This is a genomic window from Stenotrophomonas sp., assembly GCF_032061965.1.
GTDB lineage: Bacteria > Pseudomonadota > Gammaproteobacteria > Xanthomonadales > Xanthomonadaceae > Stenotrophomonas.
Genome location: NZ_DAMBEF010000001.1, coordinates 156,068 through 180,111 on the forward strand (window position 1 = coordinate 156,068; position 24,044 = coordinate 180,111).

Here is a 24,044-nt window from a genome sequence, read left to right on the forward strand (position 1 = left end):
AGCTGTTCCCGGAGAAAGCGCAAGATGCATTGGATCAACTCGCTGAAACTCAAGCCAAAGCTGATGCTTACCTTTGGCGTCGTTCTGTTCGTCATGTTGCTGCAGGGTGTCGTTGCCTACCGCGGCCTGCACTCACTGAACAGTGTCACCACCGACCTGGCCGAAAACCGCATGCCCAGCCTGCGCACCACCGGCGAGCTCAGCGGCATGGTCAGCGAGTACCGCAACGCGTCCTACCAGAGCCTGGTCAGGGCCAGCGACGACGTCAAGGCCGATGCCAAGGCGCGCGCGACCGAGTTGCGCAAGGAGATCAACGACACCATCGCGGGCTACCCCAAGCTCATCGATAATCCGGAACAGAAGAAGCTCTTCGAGACCTTCGCCCAGGACTGGAAGGCGGCAGAAGGATCGTATGACGCAGTCACCGAGATGCTGGAGCTGCAGCTTCCCGACGACGCCATTGATACCTTCGTCGGCGAAACCCGCAACCTGCACCGCAAGGCCTATGTCTCCCTGCAGGCCCTCGCCAACAACGACAACGCTCGCGCCCAATCTTCGGCCAGCCAGGCCTCGGAGACCTACACCGCTTCTGCCGTGCTGATAGTCATCGCCGTGCTGGTGGGTGCTGTCGCCGGGCTGGCGCTGGTGTGGCTGTTTGCGCGCTCTCTGGTCGGCTCGGTGCGCGGCGCAGTCGAAGTCGCCAACGAAGTTGCAGGCGGCAAGCTGGACGGGCATATCGACGTATCTCGCAGCGACGAAGTCGGCGACCTTCTGCGCGCCATGCAGCGCATGCAGCGCGACCTGCGTGAGCGCATCGAACGCGACCAGATCGTCGCCAATGAAAACCTGCGCATCCGCACCGCCCTGGACTATTCGTCGACCGGCGTATACCTGACCAACAACGATTTGGAGATCGTCTACGCCAACCGCGCCCTCCAGGACAAACTGTCCGAGTACGGCGAGCAGATTGCAGCCGAACTCAGCCATTACGATGCCAGCAAGCCGCTGGTCGGCCAGCACGTAACCGCGCTGGAGTACCGTGGTGAAGTCGATGGTAAGGTCATCGAAGTCCTTGAAAAGACCGGCGTATTCAAGCGTGAGATGCAGTTCGGCGACACCCAGTTCGCGCAGACCATTTCGATGATCCGTGACGAGTCCGGCGCACCGGTTGGCAACGTCGTGGAATGGCGCGACCGCACCACCGAAGCCGAAGTGGAGAAGGAAGTTGCGCGGGTCATCGCGGCAGCCGCGGCGGGCGACCTCAGCGGACGCGTCGACACCGTGGGCAAGGAAGGGTTCTTCCTGCAACTCGCCGGGCAGATCAACAGCCTGCTCGATGCCAATGCCAGCAGCCTGGAGCAGATCTCTGCCCTGTTGTCGGCCTTGTCGCGCGGCGACCTGACGGTGCGAATGCATGGCGAGTACCAAGGCGTATTTGCCAGCATGCGTGACGACGCCAACGCCACCGCCGAACAGCTGACCGGCATTGTCGGCCGCATCAAGCAGTCGTCTGTGTCGATCAATGCAGCGGCTACGGAAATTGCATCCGGCAACAATGACCTGTCGCGCCGCACCGAACAGCAGGCGGCAAACCTGGAAGAGACCGCCGCCTCGATGGAGGAACTGACCTCCACGGTCCGCCAGAACGCAGAATCGGCTCGGCAGGCCAATCAGCTGGCCATCGGCGCGGCATCTGTCGCGTCGCAGGGCGGCGACGTGGTGAGCCAGGTGGTCACCACAATGACCCAGATCGAACAGTCCTCCCGCAAGATTGCCGAGATCATCTCGGTCATCGATGGCATTGCCTTCCAGACGAACATCCTTGCGCTGAACGCTGCGGTCGAAGCTGCCCGTGCGGGCGAACAGGGCCGCGGCTTTGCCGTGGTGGCCTCCGAGGTGCGTACGCTGGCCCAGCGTTCGGCCGGCGCAGCCAAGGAGATCAAGGGCTTGATCGACGACTCCGTCGGCAAGGTTGCCGATGGTTCTGCGCTGGTCAAGAAGGCAGGCACCACCATGGGCGAAATTGTCGCCTCGGTGCAGCGCGTCACCGACATCATGGCTGAGATCTCTGCCGCCTCGCAGGAGCAGTCGGCCGGCATCGAGCAGGTCAACCAGACCGTCGTACAGATGGACGAAACTACCCAGCAGAATGCCGCACTGGTAGAAGAAGCGACTGCCGCCGCCCGTTCAATGGAGGAACAGGCTGCCCACCTGGCCAATGTTGTTTCCGTCTTCCAGCTTGAGGAGAACGGCGTTGAGTCCCCAGTGGTTCCGTCCCTGCGCGAACACGCCCCCCGCCCTGCCCAAACATCATCGGCGATTACCCCAACGCCGCGCCGTCGCGTAACTCCGCGAACGGCCGTCGCCGAAGTAACCGAGTCAGACTGGCAGGAGTTCTGACCCCCCAACCCCGGCTTAGGCCGGGGTTGTTGTTTATACGCCTCAATTCGGCCCGCGCGCGGCCGATAACACGATATCCCCCATGCAGTGCCGGTACCGCAAGGTGACTGGCGGACCCGATGAACGTCTACAAGCTCTGGAACAGCTACATTTCCAACCTTTCGGTCAGGCGCAAACTGAACCTGTTGACGGCATTGATCGCCATCGGCGTCATCGCCCTGTCGGTCATCGCCGCACGCATGCAATACCTGGATCTGTATGAAACCCGCAAGGCTGCGCTGCGCGCCCAGGTCGAGATGAGCTATGGCGTGCTTGACCACTACGCCAGGGAAGCGGAAAGCGGCGCCATGCCGCTGGATGATGCCCAGAAGTACGCGCTCGCCGCACTGCAACGAATGCGTTCAAACGGTGATGTCAACTATTTCAACGTCTACAACACCCATTACGCGCTGCTGATGCACCCGTTCCGCGCCGACCTTGTCGGCAAGGGAATGAAGGACTTCCGCGACGAGAACGGGGTCCGCCTGTACTACGACCAGGTCGAGGCCGCGCGCAAGGGTGGCGGCTATGTCGCCTACAGCTGGGCCAAACCGGGCCAGGATGGCGTAGTGGCCAAACTGGCTTATGCCGGCATGTACACACCGTGGGATTGGGTGATCTCCAGCGGCGTCTACATGGATGATCTGCAGGCCCAGGCGTTGCAGTTCACTGCGGTGATGACGGTGGCCGGCGGCGTGCTTGTCTTGCTGGTGGTACTCCTGAGCTGGGTCATCGGCAACCGCATCGTCCTGCCCCTGCGCCAAGCCACCACGGTCGCCACCGCCATCGCCCACGGGCGCATGGACAACCCCATCGATACCCCGACCAGGGACGAGGCCGGCCAGCTTCTGGCCAGCATGGCGCATATGCAGGAGCAGCTACGCGCCGTGATCGTTGCCCAGGCCGAAATGGCCCGTCAGCATGATGCGGGCATGATCAGCTTCCGCATCGACGCCAGCCGCTTCCCGGGTGATTACGGGGTGATGGTCGAAGAGACCAATGAACTGGTCAGCAACCATATTGCCGTCAAGATGCAGATCATTGAGCTCGCCCAGCGTTACGCAGTTGGCGACCTGAGCCAGGACATGCCACCGCTGCCGGGTGAAAAGCGGGTCATCACCGACACCATGGCCGCCATCAAGCGCAATCTTGCGGCGATCAACAGTGAGATCAAGCGCCTTGGCAGCGCTGCGTCGGCTGGCGATTTCAGTCAGCGCGGCGACGAAGATCGGTTCTCGCATGATTTCCACGCCATGGTGCATGCCCTGAACACCATGATGGAGGTCAGCGATCACAACCTGGGCGAGGTTTCACGGTTGTTGCGGGCCCTCGCCAACGGCGACCTGACGGTCACCCTTAGCGGCCATTCGCAAGGCGTTTTCGCGCGCATGCGGGAAGATGCCAATAGCACCGTCAACCAGCTTGCCGGAATTGTCAGCGGCATCCAGAAGTCAGCTGACAGCATCAACCTTGCGGCAGGCGAGATCGCCAGCGGCAATGCGGATCTGTCGCGCCGCACGGAAATGCAGGCGGCCAACCTGGAAGAAACGGCAGCTTCCATGGAGGAACTGACCTCCACCGTTCGCCAGAATGCCGATTCGGCCCGGCAGGCCAACCAACTGGCGATCGGCGCGGCCGGTGTAGCGCAGCGCGGTGGCCAGGTGGTTGAAGACGTCGTAACGACCATGGGAAGTATCCAACAGTCCTCACGCCGGATCGCCGACATCATCAGCGTCATCGACGGCATCGCCTTCCAGACCAACATCCTTGCCTTGAATGCCGCGGTGGAAGCGGCACGTGCGGGCGAACAGGGGCGCGGATTTGCAGTGGTTGCCGCCGAGGTTCGCACCTTGGCGCAGCGGTCGGCGGGCGCAGCAAAGGAGATCAAATCGCTGATCGACGACTCGGTCGAACGGGTGGATGAAGGCTCGCAGCTTGTGCAGCAAGCCGGCGCGACCATGGGCGAGATTGTTACCGCCGTGCAGCGCGTCACCGACATCATGGCGGAGATATCGGCGGCCTCCCAGGAACAGTCAGCCGGTATCGAGCAGGTCAACCAGACGGTCATGCAGATGGACGAGACCACCCAGCAGAACGCCGCCCTGGTCGAGGAAGCCACCGCTGCTGCACGGGCGATGGAAGAACAAGCGTTGCTGCTTGACCGCGCGGTCGCCGTTTTCCAGTTGCATACCCATACGGCAACCCCGCTGCCGGCCGTTCTGCCGTTGGCGAGCTGAAAGAGCGCACGATGAGCCATCTCGAAAGCAATGAACGCGACTTCGAGTTCAACGACCGCGACTTCCGTCGTGTCTGTGAGCTCATCCATGCGCGCGCGGGCATCGCGCTGGCCCCGGCCAAGCGCGACATGGTCTATGGCCGGCTGTCGCGCCGATTGCGCAGTTTGGGCTTGCATTCGTTCACTGACTATCTCGACCGACTGGAACAGCACGGTGGTGAAGAATGGCAGTCATTCACCAATGCGCTGACCACCAACCTCACCTCGTTTTTCCGTGAACCACACCATTTCGACAAGCTGCGCGAAGAACTGCAGCACAGGGCAGCGCAAGCCCCATTGAAGCTCTGGTCCTGCGCGGCCTCCACCGGCGAAGAGCCGTACTCAATGGCGATCACCGCTTGCGAGACATTCGGTACGCTCACGCCACCCGTACGTATTCTGGCCACCGACGTTGACACCCAGGTGCTGGCCACCGCTAGCCAAGGCGTCTACGCCATCGACCGCATCGCCAGTCTGGACCCGGAACTGAAGCGACGCTATTTCCAGCGCGGTAGTGGCCCGAACGAAGGAAAGTGCCGCATCAACCCGGCATTGCGCGCGCTTGTGGAGTTCCGTCAGCTCAATCTACTGGCGCCTCGCTACGATGTTGGCGGGCCGTTCGACGCGCTTTTCTGCCGCAACGTGATGATCTACTTCGACAAACCCACGCAGCGCGGCATCCTTTCTCGTCTGGTCGAGCACATGGGCGACGATGGCCTGCTGTATACCGGCCATTCGGAAAACTACCTGCACGCCGCGGACCTGATTCAACCCTGCGGCCGCACGCTGTACCGTCGCACCCGAAGGAACGGCGCATGAGATCATCCCACCAGCATCCCGACGAGGTGATGCGCTACCGCGACAGCCGCTTCCAGACGATCGCCGCCAAGCTGCTCCCCACCCAGTACCTGGTGGTGGATGACGATACCGCGCTGACCACGACGCTGGGCTCCTGCGTTGCCGCCTGCATCCGCGATCCGATCCTGGGCATCGGAGGGATGAACCACTTCCTGCTGCCTGAAGGCAATGTCGGCGACGGCGCCCCTGCCCGCTATGGCAGCTACGCGATGGAGTTGCTGATCAATGACCTGCTCAAGCGTGGCGCCCACCGCAAGCGGCTGGAAGCCAAGGTGTTCGGCGGCGCCAATGTGCTCAAGGGTTTTACCAGCAATCCGGTTGGCACGCGCAATGCCGAGTTTGTGCGGCAATACCTGAGCGCGGAGCACATTCCCATTGTCGCCGAAGACCTCTGCGGCATTCATCCGCGCAAGATCTGGTTCTTCCCGATCACCGGCCGTGTCGTGGTGCAACGCCTGCCCCATGCGCACGACGCCGAGGTCGCCGCCACCGAATCGGCTATCCGTGCGCGTCTGTCGCGTACCCCGGTCAGCGGCGGCGTGGAGCTGTTTGAATGATGCCGCAAGCGCCTTGCCGGGTACTGATCGTCGACGATTCGGCGGTGGTGCGCCAGGTTTTGACCGAGATCCTGTCAGCAGATCCCGCCATCGAGGTTGTTGGTACCGCCGCCGACCCGCTGTTGGCCCGCGAAAAGATCAAACGGCTGAATCCCGACGTGCTGACGCTGGACGTAGAAATGCCGCGCATGGACGGGTTGGCCTTCCTGGAAAACCTGATGCGCCTTCATCCGCTGCCGGTGGTGATGGTGTCCTCGCTGACCGAGCGCGGCGCCGACACCACGCTGCAGGCGCTGGCGTTGGGCGCAGTTGATTTTGTTTCCAAGCCCAAGCTTGACGTGGCGCGTGGCCTGGATGCCTATGCCGAAGAGATTCGCAGCAAGGTCAAGATTGCCGCACGCTCACGCGTACGCGCGATCAGCCCACTGATACGGCGGCCGCCGCAACAGGCAACTGGCCCGGCCCATATCGGTTTCCGCACCACCGACCGACTGATTGCCATCGGCGCCTCGGCCGGTGGCACCGAAGCCCTGCGGGTGGTGCTGGAGGCCATGCCTGCCGACGCACCGGCCATCGTCATGACCCAGCACCTGCCGGCCAGCTTCAGCACCGCGTTTGCCGAGCGTCTGGACCGGCACTCGGCAATGTCGGTACGCGAGGCCAGCGACGGCGAGGCGATTCTGCCCGGGCATGCCTATCTGCCGCCGGGCGGACGGCATCTGCGGGTGATACGCGACGGCGCACGCTGGCGTTGCCGCGTAGACGACACCGCCCCGGTCAACCTGCACAAACCTGCCGTCGATGTCCTGTTTCAGTCTGTCGCGCAAAATGCAGGTGCCAACGCCATCGGCGCGATTCTCACTGGCATGGGCGAAGACGGCGCCAGGGGCTTGCTGGCAATGAAGCTTGCCGGCGCCCCCACCCTCGCCCAGGACGAAGCCAGCAGCGTGGTCTGGGGTATGCCGGGCAGCGCGGTGAGGCTGGGTGCCACCGATGAGGTGCTCCCGCTGGAGAGAATCAGCGAGCGCCTGCTGGCATTGGCGCAGCGCTGAGTACGGTGTAAGTCACACTCCATTCGCCAGGGCGAGCGGGCCATGGTCTGGCAAGTGCGCCAGCAACCGCTCCAACTCTTCGGCGACCTGCCGGGCGCCGGCGCGCACCGCGTCGGTGTGGACAGGCTGCTGCTTGCATAGCGCTTCGGCCAGCTCGCAGGCTTCGACGACAGGCTGTGCATTGAAAATGCGTGCCCCGCCCTTGATGCGATGAAATACGTTCGACAGTGCTTCCACGTCCATGCTTTCCGCCAGCGCTGCCAGTTCTCGCAGATCGACCTGGTAACTGCGGCGCGCCTCGGCAAGCAACGCCATACGTACTTCGCGGTCGCCACCGGTAAGTTCCGCAAGTATGGCTTCCACATCGCTCTGGTAAGCGCTCGCAAACAGCTCCTCGCGCTGTTGTACGACGGGCAGCCCCAGCAGCAACTGCGACAAGGTGGACAAACTGACCGGTTTGAACAGACAGTCATCCATGCCGGCCAGCCTGCAGCGCTCCCGCTCCTCGGGCTGCGCATTGGCCGTGAAGCCCACGATCACGCTGCGCGGTAACCCATAGCGCTGCTCCTCATGACGAATGGCGCGGGCCATGTCATATCCGTTCATCATCGGCATGCTGCAGTCCGTTATGACGACATTGACGCCACCCTGGCGCCATGCGAACAGGCCTTCCTCGCCATTGCCGGCGCAGACCACGTCCTGATCGAAGAAGCGAAGCTGCTGCTCCAGCAGGGCGCGGTTGGCGGGCTGATCGTCGACCACCAGAATTCTCAGCCGCGGATACTCGCGCGCCTTCTGTACGACAACATCCTGCGTCTGCGGCAGCTCCGGCAGCATGCTGAATGGAATATCCAGACACGCCACCGTTCCTTGTCCCGGCACGCTGCTCACGGCGATTTCGCCCCCCATCAGTTCGCATAGGAACTTGCAAATGGGCAGGCCCAATCCTGTTCCACCCCGCGCACTGCGTTCGTGATCCACCTGCATGAACGGCTCAAACAGGCGCTCTACTTCCTGGGATTGAATGCCGATGCCCGTATCGGCCACCTTCATCCGCAGCTGAAGGTGTATGCCGTCGGAGATGTCGCCTTCCACATCGATGCGTATCGAACCGCTGTCGGTGAACTTGATCGCGTTCCCGACAAGGTTGGAGAGAATCTGCTTGAACCGCATCGGGTCCACCAGCACATCCCGATTGACGGTCGCATCCAGGCGCAGGTCCAACGTCAATGACTTCTGCCTGGCCAAACCATCAAACACACGCGCGACGGACTCGACCAACTCGCGGATGTTGGCGCGACGCGGGCTCAGGCTGACATGCCCGGATTCGATCCTCACCACATCCAGAATGTCACCTATCAGCTCCAACAGCCCTTGTGCTGAGTCGTAGGCGACCGCTATCGCGGCACGATCCAGGCGACCTTGGTCCGCGTTCTTCAATGCCAACTCAAGCATACCGATCACCGCGCTCATCGGCGTGCGTATCTCGTGACTCATCGTTGCCAGGAACGTCGTCTTCGCACGGCTGGACTGGTCGGCAGCCTCCAATGCTGCCCGCAACTCCTCATTGAGCTGGCGACGGTCACTGACATCGATCCAACCACAGATGACGCCACGCACAATGCCCTGCGCGTCTCGATACGGATGGATCCAGTGATAGATGCTCAGCGTGCGTCCTGGAACATGCAACGTCCTATCCACTTCCAGTGGCTTGCCATGCTCCATCACCCACAAATAGTCATCGTGGAAGCCCGCACCTTCGCCTCGATCTATCTTCACCCCTTCCAGCGCGGTCTTGCCGACAACAGTTTCGAGCGTGGTACCGAAGGCATCCAGGTAATTGGCATTGCAGGTCAACAAACGCGCAGCCCTGTCACGCACATAGATCGGATGCGGGGTGCCATTGATCAAGGATTCCATGAAGGTCAGCTGATCTCCCAACGCGGTCTCGACAGCGCGCCGACGCCGATTCTGCGAGCGCACGTGGAGGTTCCAGCCGGCCAGAAGCAGCAGAATCCCAAGCCCGCCGCCCGAGATCCTGTAGATCAGCCCACGGTAGTCCGTCCACCGCGCCGCGCCGACGTCCGCACGCGGACGCCAGCGGTTCTGGAACATGTCCACTTCATCCGGCGGAATACTACGCATGGCCTTGTCGATGATGCTGGCAAGCTCGATATCCTGCTTACGGGTCGCGAACGCGAGCCGCGCGGGCAAGTTCTCCAGCATGCCGGATACCTTCAGCCGTCCGTCATGCAGGGTGGTAACGTAGTACTGCGCCAAGGGCAACAACGCGACGGTGGCGTCGGCCTTGCCGGCGGCGACCATGTCCATGGCCTCGGCGATGGTTTCCGCATCGATGAACTCGTAGTCGGCAGTGGGTACCAGCAGCTCGCGCAGCGCATGCTCAACCGGCAGCGCGATGCGTTTTCCACGCAGTTGATCACCGCTGGTCAATCCCGGCGACGTCGTCCTGGTCACGATGCCGTAGGCCGTCTGCGTCAGCGCGCCAGAGAAGCGCAGGTCGCGCTCACGCTGCTCGGTGGGTACGAGCATGGTGATGTCGGCTTCATCCTCGGCCAGCGCACGCATCTGTGCTGCCACCCGTGGAACGCGTATCAACTCGAAATCGAGCCCTGTCCGTGCAGTGACGGCTTTAAGAAGATCTGCAGTGATCCCACTGAAGCGCCCTTCCGCATCGAAGTAGGACATCGGCGCCGTATCATTGCTGACAACAAAGCGCACAGAGTGGTGCTGGTTCAACCATCGCTGTTCGGACGGTGTCAACGCCAGCTTGGCCGGTGACAGAGACACGCCGCCGCCGGACCAGCGTTTGAGCAACTCCACTTCATGTCGCTCGCGAATCTGGGCCAGGGCCACGTCAAGAATGGACCGAAGGCGAGAACCACCGGGATGCAACGCGAACGCGAACCCCGCCCCGGCATCAGGCAGCCGCGACTCCAATCGTACATAGCTGAAGTAGCTCAAGTTGAATAGATAGTTGCTGGAAACCTCATCACCCAGATACAGATCAGCCGCACCGAAGGCGAGCTCACTCAAGGCCTGCTCACCGGTGGAAAAAGTCATCAGCTTTGCGCGTGGAAAACGCGTCCGAACCAGATCAATGGGGAGGTAATCCTGCGCCATGGCGATGCGCAGGCCGTCCAGCTGAGGAGGTATCTGACGCGCTTCGCTCCCGCGCACATAGAGCGCCGGCGCCGACTCAAGATAGCGCTGGCTAAGAAGCACGTCGCGAGCTTGTTGCTCAAAGACGTTGGCGCTTCCCACCATATCCACCTCGCCAGCCAGCAAGGCATCCAATGCAGCCGCACGATCCTCATACCGGACCACCCGAAGGCCAACATGCAACTGACGCCCGACCGCCCCAAACACGTCAGCGGTGATGCCTTCATAGCAATCCTCGCCGCACACGATCTCCATCGGCGAGTGGCTGGGCATCGCCACACCCAGCACCAGTTCACCCTTGTCACGCAGCCACTGCCAGTCCGCGTTGGACAGCGCCGGGGCTTCGCGGATTGGGCTGGATCGGTCGATCAAACGCAACGTAGCTATGTCGCCCGCCCGTACGGCTGCGATGCTCGTACTCGCCCAGGCCAACAATGCAAACGCGAACAAGAACAATGCCCTCGAACAGCGGATAAGCGGCGACAAAGCCCGCTCCTGCTCAGGTCTCAGCAAGGCTGTGCTGAAGCTTGAAAAGCTCCGCATCGGAACGCACCCCCAGCTTTCTGTATGCGGACTGTTTCTGCCCGCTGATCGTCTTCATGCTACGCATGAATTTTCGGGATATCTCCGAAACGGACATGCCGTCCAGACAGCAGCGCAGTACTTCGCGCTCCTTTGGCGACAAAGCGGGGTCATCCAACAAGCGCTGCTCACCGTGCATCTCGACCATCGGTCGGCGCAAGGTACCCGGGAGTTCCCCCAAGCGAAAAAGAAGTTGCGGCGACACGTAGACATGACCCTGTGCTACGCGCCGAATGGCCTCCACCAGCAGTTCGGCGTCCTCTGACTTTCCAAAGAATCCATGCGCTCCAGCAGCCAGTGACAGGTTTACTACCGACGGCGTCTCCGCAGAAGACGCCACAAGAACCCGCATCGAAGGAAAACGGCGGCGGATCAGTCCAATCAAATGCAGCCCGTCCAGCTCCGCTGCTCCCAACGCGTAATCCAGTACCAGTAGATCAACCGACAGGCGCGCCAGCGAGGCGATCAACTCACGGCTACTGGAGAACGTACCGACCACCCGGAAGTCCGGTTCGCGGGAAAGACGCAACTGCAGCGCCATCTGGATGAGCGAGTGGTCATCAACAACAGCCACCCGCAGCGGAGATACAACTGACCATTTCACGTTACTACTCCTTTTAACGGCAGCACCCGACCGATATCGCGGATCCAGCAGAAGTGCAGCCTCTGCTTGCCGCTTGCCAGTCAACGAAAGCTCACAGATCACGCACCATCACCGCCAGCCCGCACTGAATATCGACTCGCACCACGAGCCAGTGAAGGAGGTTTTGCCCATGAGCAGCCTTTTCATGCTGGCAGAGCTACCTCATGCGATTGATGCTGGGAAGAACGTTCGAAGATCAAACTCCTTATTGGCCCGTCTGCCCGTGCGTGATTCTCTCGTCGAGCTTGCGGGAAATTGCCCACCCGCACCGACACGAAGTTCCAATTCAAAGCGGACCAACCCCGTATTCTTCCCACGCATTCCTTCAATGGATTATTCAGGGGATCAGCCAGGAGTTCTGTCAGGGCATATCGCCTTGCGAATAGGGCTGTTGTTGGAACACCAGCTCACCAAACCCGCCCCACATCCCCGCGAGCGCATCGTATGAATCCGCTATCGCTTGGTACATAGGACTCGTCTGAATTTTTCCGATCTGAGACCCTCTCCCTGGTCGCTTCGTGCTCGGCACTTTCCGCCGCCCACGCCCGCGACGTAGCCACCGGAGCACCTGGTCCCTACGTCATCTGGATCAGGGAACCTGATGGTGATTGTTTGCAGATGTATCCCGCGACTTTCCAAGCCATGAACTTCGCGGCTTTTGCCACTCCTGTCGGCGCAACAAAAAACCCCGGCTTGCGCCGGGGTTTTTCGTTCAACCACTACTGCTCAGCTACAACTCAAGCGTTGACCGAATCGGCCACGTTCTTGTAATCGCTGATCTGGTCGAAGTTCATGTAGCGGTAGATCTCGCTGCCAGCCGAGTCCAGCACGCCGATGTCGGCCATGTACTCTTCCTTGGTCGGGATGCGACCCAGACGCGAGCAGATCGCGGCCAGTTCGGCCGAACCCAGGTACACGTTGGTGTTGCGGCCCAGACGGTTGGGGAAGTTGCGAGTTGAGGTCGACATCGCCGTGGAGCCTTCGCGGATCTGCGCCTGGTTGCCCATGCACAGCGAGCAGCCCGGCATTTCCATGCGTGCGCCAGCTGCGCCGAAGGTGCCGTACACGCCTTCCTTGGTCAGCTCGGAGGCATCCATCTTGGTCGGCGGTGCAACCCACAGACGGGTCGGGATGTCGCGCTTGCCGTCCAGCAGCTTGGCTGCGGCACGGAAGTGACCGATGTTGGTCATGCACGAACCGATGAACACTTCGTCGATCTTGGCACCGGCTACTTCGGACAGGGTCTTCACGTCGTCCGGGTCGTTCGGGCAGGCCACGATCGGCTCATGGATGTCGGCCAGGTCGATCTCGATGACGGCGGCGTACTCGGCGTCGGCGTCGGGCTCGAGCAGCTGCGGGTCAGCCAACCAGGCTTCCATCTTCTCGACGCGGCGGGCCAGCGAACGGGCGTCCTGGTAACCCTCGGCAATCATCCACTTCAGCAGGGTGATGTTGCTGGTCAGGTACTCGATGATCGGCTCCTTGTTCAGGCGCACCGAGCAACCCGCCGCCGAACGCTCGGCCGAGGCATCGGACAGCTCGAATGCCTGCTCCACCTTCAACTCCGGCAGGCCTTCGATTTCCAGGATGCGGCCGGAGAAGATGTTCTTCTTGCCAGCCTTGGCCACGGTCAGCAGACCGGACTTGATCGCGTACAGCGGGATGGCGTTGACCAGATCGCGCAGGGTCACGCCCGGCTGCATCTTGCCCTTGAAGCGCACCAGCACCGACTCCGGCATGTCCAGCGGCATCACGCCGGTGGCAGCGGCGAAGGCAACCAGGCCCGAACCGGCCGGGAACGAAATGCCGACCGGGAAACGGGTGTGCGAGTCACCACCGGTACCGACGGTGTCCGGCAGCAGCATGCGGTTGAGCCAGCTGTGGATCACGCCATCGCCCGGACGCAGCGACACGCCGCCACGGGTGGAGATGAACTCCGGCAGGGTGTGGTGGGTCTTCACGTCCACCGGCTTCGGGTAGGCAGCGGTGTGGCAGAACGACTGCATCACCAGGTCGGCCGAGAAGCCCAGGCAGGCCAGGTCCTTCAGCTCGTCACGGGTCATCGGACCGGTGGTGTCCTGCGAGCCCACCGAGGTCATCTTCGGTTCGCAGTAGGTGCCCGGGCGCATGCCTTGCTGCGTGCCATCAACGATGGGCAGACCACAGGCGCGGCCAACCATCTTCTGTGCCAGCGAGTAGCCCTTGCCGGTATCGGCCGGCTGCACCGGCAGGCGGAACAGATCGGTCACCGGCAGGCCCAGCGCTTCGCGCGCCTTGGCGGTCAGGCCACGGCCAATGATCAGCGGAATGCGGCCACCGGCGCGCACTTCGTCGAACAGCACTTCGCTCTTGACCTGGAACTCGGCGATCACTTCACCGTTCTTCAGAGCCTTGCCGTCGTACGGACGCAGCTCGACGACATCGCCGTGCTCCATCTTCGACACGTCAAGCTCGATCGGCAGTGCGCCGGCGTCTTCCATGGTGTTGTAGAAGATCGGGGCGATCTTCGAACCCAGGCACACGCCGCCGAAGCGCTTGTTCGGAATGAAGGGGATGTCTTCACCGGTGAACCACAGCACCGAGTTGGTGGCGGACTTGCGGCTGGAACCAGTGCCAACCACGTCGCCGACGTAGGCAACCAGGTTGCCCTTTTCCTTCAGCGACAGGATTTCCTGGATCGGGCCACGCTTGCCGTCTTCTTCCGGCACGAACGGTGCGTCCGGGCGCTTGTTCTTCAGCATCGCCAGGGCGTGCATCGGAATGTCGGGACGGGTGGTGGCGTCCGGCGCCGGCGACAGGTCGTCGGTGTTGGTTTCGCCCGGCACCTTGAACACGGTGATGGTCAGACTCTGCGGCACTTCCGGCTTGCTGGTGAACCACTCGGCATCGGCCCAGCTCTGCAGCACGCCCTGGGCATTGGCGTTGCCAGCCTTGGCTTTTTCCTGCACGTCGTGGAAGGCGTCGAACACCAGCAGGGTGTGCTTCAGGCCATTGGCGGCGATGGCGCCCACTTCTGCGTCGTCCAGCAGCTGGATCAGCGGTGCGACGTTGTAGCCGCCCAGCATGGTGCCCAGCAGTTCGGTGGCGCGCGCACGGCTGATCAGCGCGTTCTTCTCGCTGCCGAAGGCAATGGCGGCCAGGTACGAGGCCTTGACCTTGGCGGCGTCATCGACGCCGGCCGGCACGCGGTTGGTGATCAGGTCGAGCAGGAACTCGGCCTCGCCAGCCGGCGGGTTCTTCAGCAGCTCGATGACGTCGGCCGTCTGCTGTGCAGTCAGCGGCAACGGCGGGATGCCAAGCGCGGCGCGCTCGGCTACGTGGTGGCGGTAGGCTTCCAACATGACAACTCCCGGGTGTAACGGTTAAAGAATGGATGGGCTCAGGCTTGCGGCACGATCAGCTTCAAGCCCTTGAAGTAATCGCGATAAAACGTATCGTTCCAGGTGATCAGGCCGTCGCACTGAAGCAGTGCGTGGGCGCCCACCATGAAATCGTCGATGCGGCGGGTATCGCCGCTGCGTTGCCGGTGGCGGCGGTGCATCTCGCCGGCACGCAACGCGGATTTGGCCTCCAGCGGATTGAAATGGACGCCCATTTCTTCCAGCGCTTCCTGCACCTGAGCCCCGCCGCGCAGCGAGGCGCAGATCTCGGCCAGGGTGGTACCGCAGATGACCACCCGGCCGCCGACCAGGGCCTGCCGCAGGCAGGCCTCCACCGCGTCGGCACGGGGGCCATCGCTGAGCAGCTCGATCAGGACCGGGGAGTCGACGGCGATCATGCCTCGTCGGCCTCGTCACGGACGGTGCGCACGGCCTGCTCGGCCGACTCGAAACCGTCCAGCGCGAACTTGCCGCGGGCACGGGAAATGGCATCGTCCACACTCTTGCGCAGGATGATGCGGCTACCGTCCAGCTCGACCTTGAGCTGGGTGCCCTTGGTCAGGCCCAGGGCATCACGTACGGCCTTGGGCAGGGTGATCTGCCCGCGTTCAGCTACGGTGGCTTCCATGGGACCTCCAATGAAGTATGTACGAATTATACATACTTCCGCAGGCATACCCCAAACCGCCGCCGTTGCTGGCCGATCCGATCCTGCCGCCCCGGCAAACCCCGCCCGTAGTGCCGAGCCATGCTCGGCAAGGGCATTACCAGCAAACCCTCACCTGTAGTGCCGAGCCATGCTCGGCAGGGTCCGTACCGGTAAAGCCTCTGCCGAGCATGGCTCGGCACTACAGTTGAAGCCTCCGCGGAGCGCCTCTTGGCACCTCCGCTTGCGCCCATACCCCTGCCCTTCGTCAACACCTCCGCATGTACATGGGCGCAACATGCCGTTGCCTAAACTGTGGCCAGCAACCATGCGCCGGAAGGTGGGTGCTTCGTCCATACTCGGATGGCATTCACTGACAGGGCCCATGGCTCTGGAAAGCCCGCGCGGCGCCCCTGGCGCCGCCGCAAGCCATCTGCACTAAGAGGAGTCAGCTGTATGAGCGATACATTCTCCACCCGTAGCCAACTGGAGGTTGGCGGCCAGCAGTACACGTACTGCAGCCTTCCCAAGCTCGGCCAGAAGTTCGACATCTCCCACCTTCCCTACTCGATGAAGATCCTGCTGGAGAACCTGCTCCGGCACGAGGACGGCGGCCAGACCGTTGGTCCGGATCACATCGAAGCGGTCGCCCGCTGGAACCCCAAGGCAGAACCCGATACCGAAATCGCCTTCATGCCGGCGCGCGTGGTGCTGCAGGATTTCACCGGCGTGCCCTGCGTGGTCGACTTGGCCGCAATGCGCGATGCGGTGACCAAGCTGGGCGGCAATGCCGCGCAGATCAACCCGCTGATCCCCTCCGAGCTGGTGATCGACCACTCCGTGCAGGTGGACGTGTTCGGCCGCCCGGATGCATTGGACCTCAACGGCAAGATCGAGTTCGAGCGTAACCGCGAGCGTTACAGCTTCCTGCGCTGGGGCCAGAAGGCCTTTGAGAACTTCAAGGTAGTGCCGCCGAACACCGGCATCGTCCACCAGGTGAACCTGGAAAACCTCGCCCGCGTGGTGATGGAGCGGCAGATCGACGGCACCAACTGGGCCTTCCCGGACACCGTGTTCGGTACCGACTCGCACACCACCATGATCAACGGCATCGGCGTGCTGGGCTGGGGCGTGGGTGGTATCGAGGCCGAGGCCGCGATGCTGGGCCAACCCTCGTCGATGCTGATCCCGCAGGTGGTCGGCTTCAAGCTGACCGGCAAGTTGCCCGAGGGCACCACCGCCACCGACCTGGTGCTGACCGTCACCCAGATGCTGCGCAAGCTCGGTGTGGTCGGCAAGTTCGTCGAGTTCTACGGCGACGGCCTGCAGCACCTGCCGCTGGCCGACCGTGCCACCATCGCCAACATGGCCCCGGAATACGGCGCCACCTGCGGCATCTTCCCGATCGATGCCGAGTCGCTGACCTACCTGCGCCTGTCCGGCCGCAGCGATGCGCAGATTGCCCTGGTCGAAGCCTATGCCAAGGCCCAGGGCCTGTGGCACGACGCCAACAGCGCACATGCGCAGTACAGCGCCACGCTGGAACTGGACATGGGTGACGTCAAGCCGTCCATGGCCGGCCCCAAGCGCCCGCAGGACCGCGTGCTGCTGGAAGACGTACACAGCAACTTCGCCGAAGCCCTGACCACCCTCACCGCCAACCGCAAGCCCAAGGTGGGCTGTGCGGTGCAGGAGTTCGATGAAGAAGGCGGCGACCAGCCGCAAGCCAAACGCCTGGCGGCCAAGCCCATCTCCAAGATCCGCATCAATGATGAGGACACCGAGTTGTCTGATGGCTCGGTGGTGATCGCGGCGATCACCTCATGCACCAACACCTCCAACCCGGCGGTGATGCTGGGTGCCGGCCTGCTGGCGCGCAACGCGGCACGCATTGGCCTGAAGGCCAAGCCGTGGGTGAAGACCTCGCTCGGCCCGGGTTCGCGCGTGGTGACCGACTATCTGGAAAAGGCCGGCGTGCTGACCGACCTGGAGAAGCTGGGCTTTTTCGTGGTGGGCTATGGCTGCACCACCTGCATCGGCAACTCCGGCCCGCTGCCGGAAGCCGTGTCCGCCGGTATTGCCGAGAACGAACTGGTAGTGGCGTCGGTGCTGTCCGGCAACCGCAACTTTGAAGGCCGCGTGCATCCGGAAGTGAAGGCCAACTACCTGGCCTCGCCGCCGCTGGTGGTGGCCTACGCCATTGCCGGCACGGTCAATATCGACCTCACCACGCAGCCGCTGGGCAAGGGCAGCGACGGCAAGGACGTCTACCTGCGCGACATCTGGCCGAGCAACAAGGAAATCGGCGACACCATCGCCGCCACCGTCGGCCCGGAGATGTTCAAGCAGAACTACGCCGACGTGTTCAAGGGCGACACCCGCTGGGCGCAGATCGAATCGCCGGAAGGCCAGGCCTATGCCTGGAATGGCGACTCGACCTACATCAAGAACCCGCCCTACTTCGACGGCATGACCATGCAGGTCGGCAGCATCAGCGACATCCACGGCGCACGGGTAATGGGCCTGTTTGGTGACTCGATCACCACCGACCATATTTCCCCGGCCGGCAACATCAAGAAGGATTCGCCGGCAGGCCGCTTCCTGCAGTCGCGCGGCGTGCAGCCGGCCGACTTCAACAGCTACGGCAGCCGTCGCGGCAACGATGATGTAATGGTGCGCGGCACCTTCGCCAACATCCGCATCAAGAACCTGATGTTCGGCGGCGAAGAAGGCGGCAATACGCTGTATTACGCCCCGGGCAGCAACACCGGCGAGAAGCTGGCCATCTACGACGCAGCGATGAAGTACAAGGCCGACGGCGTGCCGCTGGTGGTGCTGGCCGGCAAGGAATACGGCACCGGCTCCTCCCGCGACTGGGCGGCCAAGGGCACCAACCTGCTGGGCGTCAAGGCGGTGATCGCCGAGAGCTTCGAGCGTATCCACCGCTCCAACCTGGTCGGCATGGGCGTACTGCCGCTGCAGTTCCATGACGGCGAGAACGCCCAGACCTTGGGCCTGGACGGCTCGGAAGTCTTCGACATTACCGGTCTTGATGACGGCAAGGCCAAGAGCGCTACCGTCACCGCCACCAAGGCAGACGGCAGCAAGAAGAGCTTCACCGCCAAGGTGCTGCTGCTGACGCCGAAGGAAGTGGAGTACTTCCGCAATGGTGGCTTGTTGCAGTATGTACTTCGCCAACTTGCTTCAAAGAAGGCAGCCTGACCAAAAAACGCCCCGAAAGGGGCGTTTTTTTTTGCGGGCGGCGCAAGCCGGGAAGCCGGCAATCTCCAGCGCCACGAACGGACAATGCGCCAGCTTCGCGGCGTATCAGGCTGCTGACGAGGGGTCAGCGGGCGCCAGGGGTGAAACGCGCGATCAGGTCGTAAGCATCGCCCAGGAACATCTGCCGAACCCAGGTGATGGGGAGTTCACCGCGCCAGGTCTGGCGGTCGATCACCAGGCAGGCAGTACCGGCCGGCACCTGCAACAACTTGGCATCTTCCGCGCTGGCCGCGACGGCGCTGATCCGGTGCTGCCCACGCGTCCACGACACGTTCTGCAACAACCAGCTACCTGGGGCATGGGTGGAAAAATCCACCTCCAGTGTTTCCGGCACCGCCTCGGGATTGATCAAGCGGCGCTCCAGCGCCAGCGGCTTGCCGTCGGCCATGTGCAGGCAACGCATCGCAAGCAGCTTGCCCTCCCCTACCAGATCAGCTTCCTCGGCAACCCCGGGCTTGGGCTTGCGATGGGCACGTTCCAGCAGCGCGAACGCATAGGCATGGCCACGTTCGCTGACTGCGACCTCGATATCCGGAATTTCCAACGCCACCTGTTCCAGGTGTGGCGGCTGCCGTGCCACGAACGAACCGGCGCGACGACGGCGCTCGATCATCCCGCTCTCGGCCAGCGTGGTCAGCACCTTGTTCACCGTCATCCGTGAGCAGTGGTATTGCTCCATCAACTCGTGCTCAAACGGAATGCGGAAGCCGGGCTCCCATTCGCCACTGAGGATGCGGCTTTCGATCTCGCTGCGGATGCGGTGATTGAGGGTGGGAGCTTTCTTGCTCTTCACTCGGGGTTCCTGAAAGGGCTGCGGCGCGTCAGGCCAGTATCCGGCCCAGCGCAGCCTGGTAGCGTGCGGCGATTGCCTCGCGGTTGACGTGGCGGCCATCGCGAACCAGCTGCCGGCCATTGCGCCAAACGCCGCGGAGGGCGCCATTACGTGCGGCAAACAGCCAACTGTCAAGCAAGGCGTCGCCAGTGCGATGCTGCATTGCCGGGTGTTGCTCGTCCAGCTCCAGCAGATCCGCAGGCGCGCCGACGCCAAGCCCGGCCTGCACACCCAATGCCTGTGCTGCGCCGTTGGTGGCCTGTTCGTACAACCAGCGTCCGCTGGATTCGGGCCCCGGCGAGAGCACGTTGCGGCCGCGCAGCTGCAGCCGCTGGCCGTATTCGAGCAGGCGCAGTTCCTCGGCCGCGTCGATGAGAACGTTGGAATCCGAGCCCACGCCAAAGCGCCCGCCGGCCTGCACGAAGTCGCGCATCGGGAACACCCCGTCGCCCAGATTGGCCTCGGTGATCGGGCAAAGCCCGACTACCGCACCGCTGTCAGCCATCAGCTGCACTTCCCGCGGATCGACATGCGTCGCATGCACCAGGCACCACCGCGCATCCACGTCTGCGTTGGCATACAGCCATTGGACGGGCCGTTGCCCGCTCCAGGCCACGCAGGCATCCACTTCGCGGGTCTGCTCGGCGATATGGATGTGGATCGGCCCCGGTGCCATCTCCACCAAGGCCTGCAGTTCCTGCGGGGTGGTCGCGCGCAAGCTGTGCGGTGCCACACCGAGCACCGCGTCCGGGCTGGCCCGCAGCGCCTGCCGGCAGCCATCCAGCAGCCCGGCGAAACCTTCCACGTCATGCAGGAAGCGTCGCTGTGCCGGCACAGGCGCGGCCCCGCCAAAATCACTGTGCGCATAGAACACCGGCAGCAAGGTCAGGCCCAACCCGGTCTCGTCAGCAGCCGCGGCTACACGCACCGCCATTTCGGCGGGATTGGCGTAGCGGCTGCCATCTTCGGCATGGTGCAGGTAGTGGAACTCACCGACACGGGTAAACCCGCTTTCCAGCATTTCCATATAGGCCTGGGCAGCGATGGCCTGGAAGGTGTCCGGGTCCAGCCGATCCAGGAACCGGTACATCAGCTCGCGCCAGCTCCAGAAACTGTCGCCGGAGCGGCCCCCAACCTCGGTCAGACCGGCCATCGCCCGCTGGAACGCGTGGCTGTGCAGATTTCCGAGCCCGGCCACCACGCAGCCCAGGCGCTGTACCTGGCCGTCCCAGGGCTGTTCAGCGGCCACGGCGGTGATCCGCCCCGCCTGGATATCGATGCGCACATCGCGGGCCCAGCCCTGCGGCAGCAAGGCATGGGCAGCGTGGACGCTGAGGATTGGGGTCGGCTGGCTGGCAGTCACTGGACACTCTCCGATTCTCCTCGTTATTGTATATACAAATAAGCACGGAGAGGGGCAATGCGCTGCGACACGCTCTGGCACAACGCCAACCTGATCACCCTGGAGGACCCTTCCGGCGGTCTGGGCATCATCCGTGACGGCGTTATCGCCGCCCACGAAGGCCGCATCGTGCACGTCGGCAGCGCGGCCGACGCGCCCTCCCTTGATGCCATCAACCGCATCGACTGCGCTGGACGCTGGATCAGTCCGGGCTTGATCGACTGCCACACGCACCTGGTCTACGCCGGCAACCGTGCCGGCGAGTTCGAACAACGCCTACAGGGCGTGAGCTACGCCGAGATCGCCCGCGCCGGTGGCGGCATCGTCTCCACGGTGAAAGCCACCCGCGGCGCCGACGACGAGGCATTGACCAAGGCCAGCCTGCCGCGCCTGGACGCGATGCTGGCCGAAGGCATCACCACCATCGAGATCAAGTCCGGCTACGGCCTCAGCTTGGCCGACGAACGCAAGCAGCTGCGGGTTGCCCGGCAGCTGGCCACGCTGCGCAAGGTTGAAGTGGTGCCCACGTTCCTTGGCGCGCACGCCGTGCCGCCCGGCCATGAAGCGCAGGCCTACATCAACGAAGTGTGTGCGGCGATGATCCCCGCCATCGCTGCCGAGGGCCTGGCAGAAGCGGTGGACATCTTCTGCGAGAACATCGCTTTCAGCCCAGCCCAGGCGCAGCAGGTATTCGAGGCCGCGCGCAGGCATGGGCTGGCGATAAAGATCCACGCCGAACAGTTGTCCAACCAGCATGGCGCGCAACTGGCTGCCGAGCATGGCGCGCTGTCGGCCGACCACATCGAGTTCCTCGACAGCGCGGGCGTGGCCGCCATGCAGCGCGCCGGCACGGTCGCCGTACTGCTGCCGGGCGCTTACTACTTCACCCGCGAAACCCAGCTACCGCCGATCCAGCAGCTGCGTGATGCGCGCGTGCCGATTGCCTTGGCTACCGACTGCAACCCTGGCACCTCGCCGCTGACCAGCCCGCTGTTGACGATGAACATGGGTGCCACCCTGTTCCGCTTGACCGTGGCCGAGTGCATCGCCGGCTTCACCCGCGAAGCGGCGCGCGCACTGGGCCGCGGCGAACGGTTGGGCACCCTCAGCATCGGCAAGGACTGCGACCTGGCGATCTGGGACATAGAAGCACCAGCCGACCTTGTTTACCGCATCGGATTCAACCCCCTGCATACCCGCGTCTGGCGCGGCCAACCTGCCTGAAACAACGCATCACTGGAGCACACATGAGCAGCACCCTGACCCTCCTCCCCGGCCACGTACCGTTGGCACAATGGCGTGAGATCTACCGCGGCGCCGATGTACGCCTGGACCCCTCGGCGCAGGCTGCGGTCCTGCGTAGCGCGCAGGTGGTTGAGGCCATCGTTGCCAAGGGCGAACCGGTGTATGGCATCAACACCGGTTTCGGCAAGCTGGCCAGCGTACGCATCGAGCGCGAAGACCTGGAAACCCTCCAGCGCAATATCGTGCTGTCGCATGCAGCAGGCGTCGGCGAGCCGATGCCTGCCAATGTGGTGCGGCTGATGATGGCGTTGAAGCTGACCAGCCTGGCCCAGGGCGCATCGGGCATCCGCCCTGAGACGCTGGGCTTGCTTGAAGCAATGTTGCAGAAGGGAATCGTGCCCGTCGTGCCCTGCCAGGGTTCGGTCGGTGCATCCGGCGACCTGGCACCGCTTTCGCACCTGGCCAGCGTGATGATCGGCGTAGGCGAGGCCTTTGTTGGCGGCCTGCGCATGCCTGCCGCCACGGCCCTGCAGCAGGCCGGACTGCAGCCGCTGGTACTGGGCGCCAAGGAAGGACTGGCGCTGCTCAATGGCACCCAGTACTCGACCGCGTACGCGCTGGCTGGTCTTTTTGAGATTGAAACCGTATTCCACGCTGCGTTGGTTACCGGTGCCTTGTCGGTGGAAGCAGCCAAGGGCTCGGATACCCCATTCGACCCGCGCATCCACAGTATCCGCGGCCAGCGGGGGCAGATAGCCACCGCAGCCGTTCTGCGCGAACTGATGCAGGGCTCAGCCATCCGCGAATCGCACCGCGACAATGATGTCCGCGTGCAGGATCCGTATTGCCTGCGCTGCCAGCCGCAGGTGATGGGCGCGGCCTTGGACGTCATCCGCCAGGCCGCCACCACGCTTGAGATCGAAGCCAACGGCGTGTCCGACAATCCCTTGGTGTTCACCGATACTGGTGAAGCGCTGAGCGGTGGCAACTTCCATGCCGAACCGGTGGCATTTGCCGCCGACATGCTGGCCATGGCGGTCTGCGAAATTGGTTCCATCAGCGAGCGTCGCACCGCAATGCTGGTGGACCCGGCATTGTCGGGGCTGCCCGCGTTCCTTACACCCAAGCCGGGCTTGAACTCTGGCTTCATGATTCCGCAGGTGACCGCTGCGGCACTGGTATCCGAGAACAAGCAACGCGCCTATCCGGCGAGCGTGGATTCCATCCCCACCTCGGCCAATCAGGAAGACCACGTCTCCATGGCCGCGCATGGCGCGCGTCGCTTGCTGGCGATGGCCGAGAACGCGGCCAACGTTGTCGGCATCGAACTGCTGGCCGCGGCGCAGGGGTGTGACTTCCATGCGCCCTTGCGTTCGAGCACGGCATTGGAGCAGGTGCGCGCCACGCTGCGCGCGCAGGTGCCAACCCTGCAGGATGACCGCTACTTTCACCCGGACATGGTTGCCGCCACCGCATTGGTGCGCGCTGGTGCCTTGACGGCCGGCCTGGCAATGCAGCTGCCGGGCGTTGATGTAGTGGATCAGGGCTGATCCAGACCCATGCGGAATTGGCTGCAAGCCGCGAACCTGTCCCTTCTCCCGCTTGCGGGAGAGGCGACAGCGAACACTGCCCCAGCCTGTCGGACCGGGCAGGCCCCACCACAAGCCG

16 protein-coding genes are annotated in these 24,044 nt (G+C 63.3%); 9 read left to right on the forward strand and 7 right to left on the reverse strand.

Annotated elements, in window-relative coordinates:
- The first annotated feature begins 24 nt into the window (after positions 1–24).
- From RT460_RS00620 to RT460_RS00640, 5 genes are all read left to right on the forward strand, one after another.
- Entirely contained in the window at positions 25–2,400 is a 2,376-nt protein-coding gene (locus RT460_RS00620; RefSeq protein ID WP_313316536.1) for a methyl-accepting chemotaxis protein, read from the forward strand.
- Between the two features lie 119 nt (positions 2,401–2,519).
- Positions 2,520–4,676 carry a methyl-accepting chemotaxis protein gene (locus RT460_RS00625; protein WP_313316537.1) on the forward strand — a complete coding sequence of 719 codons (2,157 nt, stop codon included), beginning with the start codon at positions 2,520–2,522 and terminating at the stop codon, positions 4,674–4,676.
- Between the two features lie 11 nt (positions 4,677–4,687).
- Entirely contained in the window at positions 4,688–5,533 is an 846-nt protein-coding gene (locus tag RT460_RS00630; RefSeq protein WP_313316538.1) for a CheR family methyltransferase, read from the forward strand.
- On the forward strand, positions 5,530–6,129 hold the full coding sequence (cheD, locus tag RT460_RS00635; protein WP_313316539.1) for a chemoreceptor glutamine deamidase CheD: 600 nt from the start codon (positions 5,530–5,532) through the stop codon (positions 6,127–6,129). The genes RT460_RS00630 and cheD overlap by 4 nt, the downstream gene beginning before the upstream one ends.
- The gene (locus RT460_RS00640) at positions 6,126–7,181 is read left to right on the forward strand and encodes a chemotaxis response regulator protein-glutamate methylesterase (RefSeq protein WP_313316540.1); all 1,056 of its coding nucleotides are present in this window, start codon (positions 6,126–6,128) and stop codon (positions 7,179–7,181) included. The genes cheD and RT460_RS00640 overlap by 4 nt, the downstream gene beginning before the upstream one ends.
- 12 nt (positions 7,182–7,193) lie before the next feature.
- On the opposite strand, the gene RT460_RS00645 is transcribed toward RT460_RS00640, so the two are convergent.
- On the reverse strand, positions 7,194–10,742 hold the full coding sequence (locus tag RT460_RS00645) for a transporter substrate-binding domain-containing protein (RefSeq protein ID WP_313316541.1): 3,549 nt from the start codon (positions 10,740–10,742) through the stop codon (positions 7,194–7,196).
- Positions 10,743–10,863: 121 nt separating this feature from the next.
- Positions 10,864–11,550 (reverse strand): response regulator transcription factor, encoded by a 687-nt coding sequence (locus RT460_RS00650; protein WP_313316542.1) that lies wholly within the window; start codon positions 11,548–11,550, stop codon positions 10,864–10,866.
- A 169-nt stretch (positions 11,551–11,719) separates the two neighbouring features.
- On the opposite strand from RT460_RS00650, the gene RT460_RS00655 reads away from it, so the two are divergent.
- Positions 11,720–12,037 carry a hypothetical protein gene (locus RT460_RS00655; RefSeq protein WP_313316543.1) on the forward strand — a complete coding sequence of 106 codons (318 nt, stop codon included), beginning with the start codon at positions 11,720–11,722 and terminating at the stop codon, positions 12,035–12,037.
- A 289-nt stretch (positions 12,038–12,326) separates the two neighbouring features.
- Here the strand turns inward: RT460_RS00655 and acnB are convergent, their stop codons facing one another.
- From acnB to RT460_RS00670, 3 genes are read right to left on the reverse strand one after another with little or no spacing between them, the layout of a single operon-like run.
- Entirely contained in the window at positions 12,327–14,930 is a 2,604-nt protein-coding gene (acnB, locus tag RT460_RS00660) for a bifunctional aconitate hydratase 2/2-methylisocitrate dehydratase (protein WP_313316545.1), read from the reverse strand.
- Between the two features lie 38 nt (positions 14,931–14,968).
- Entirely contained in the window at positions 14,969–15,367 is a 399-nt protein-coding gene (locus RT460_RS00665) for a type II toxin-antitoxin system VapC family toxin (protein WP_057628412.1), read from the reverse strand.
- Complete coding sequence (locus RT460_RS00670) at positions 15,364–15,597, reverse strand: AbrB/MazE/SpoVT family DNA-binding domain-containing protein (RefSeq protein WP_313316546.1); 234 nt, start codon at positions 15,595–15,597, stop codon at positions 15,364–15,366. The genes RT460_RS00665 and RT460_RS00670 overlap by 4 nt, the downstream gene beginning before the upstream one ends.
- Positions 15,598–16,071: 474 nt before the next feature.
- Here RT460_RS00670 and acnA point away from each other — a divergent pair, with 474 nt between their 5' ends.
- Positions 16,072–18,837, forward strand: a complete 2,766-nt coding sequence (acnA, locus tag RT460_RS00675; RefSeq protein WP_313316547.1) for an aconitate hydratase AcnA — start codon at positions 16,072–16,074, stop codon at positions 18,835–18,837.
- 124 nt (positions 18,838–18,961) lie between these two features.
- On the opposite strand, the gene hutC is transcribed toward acnA, so the two are convergent.
- Both hutC and RT460_RS00685 read right to left on the reverse strand, forming a co-directional pair.
- Positions 18,962–19,690, reverse strand: coding sequence for a histidine utilization repressor (gene hutC, locus RT460_RS00680; protein ID WP_313316548.1), 729 nt, complete (start codon positions 19,688–19,690; stop codon positions 18,962–18,964).
- Between the two features lie 28 nt (positions 19,691–19,718).
- Positions 19,719–21,068: a formimidoylglutamate deiminase gene (locus RT460_RS00685; RefSeq protein WP_313316666.1), complete on the reverse strand. Its 1,350-nt coding sequence runs from the start codon at positions 21,066–21,068 to the stop codon at positions 19,719–19,721.
- Positions 21,069–21,149: 81 nt separating this feature from the next.
- Here RT460_RS00685 and hutI point away from each other — a divergent pair, with 81 nt between their 5' ends.
- On the forward strand, positions 21,150–22,355 hold the full coding sequence (gene hutI, locus RT460_RS00690) for an imidazolonepropionase (RefSeq protein WP_313316549.1): 1,206 nt from the start codon (positions 21,150–21,152) through the stop codon (positions 22,353–22,355).
- A 23-nt stretch (positions 22,356–22,378) separates the two neighbouring features.
- Entirely contained in the window at positions 22,379–23,926 is a 1,548-nt protein-coding gene (gene hutH / locus RT460_RS00695; RefSeq protein ID WP_313316550.1) for a histidine ammonia-lyase, read from the forward strand.
- Positions 23,927–24,044 lie beyond the last annotated feature (118 nt).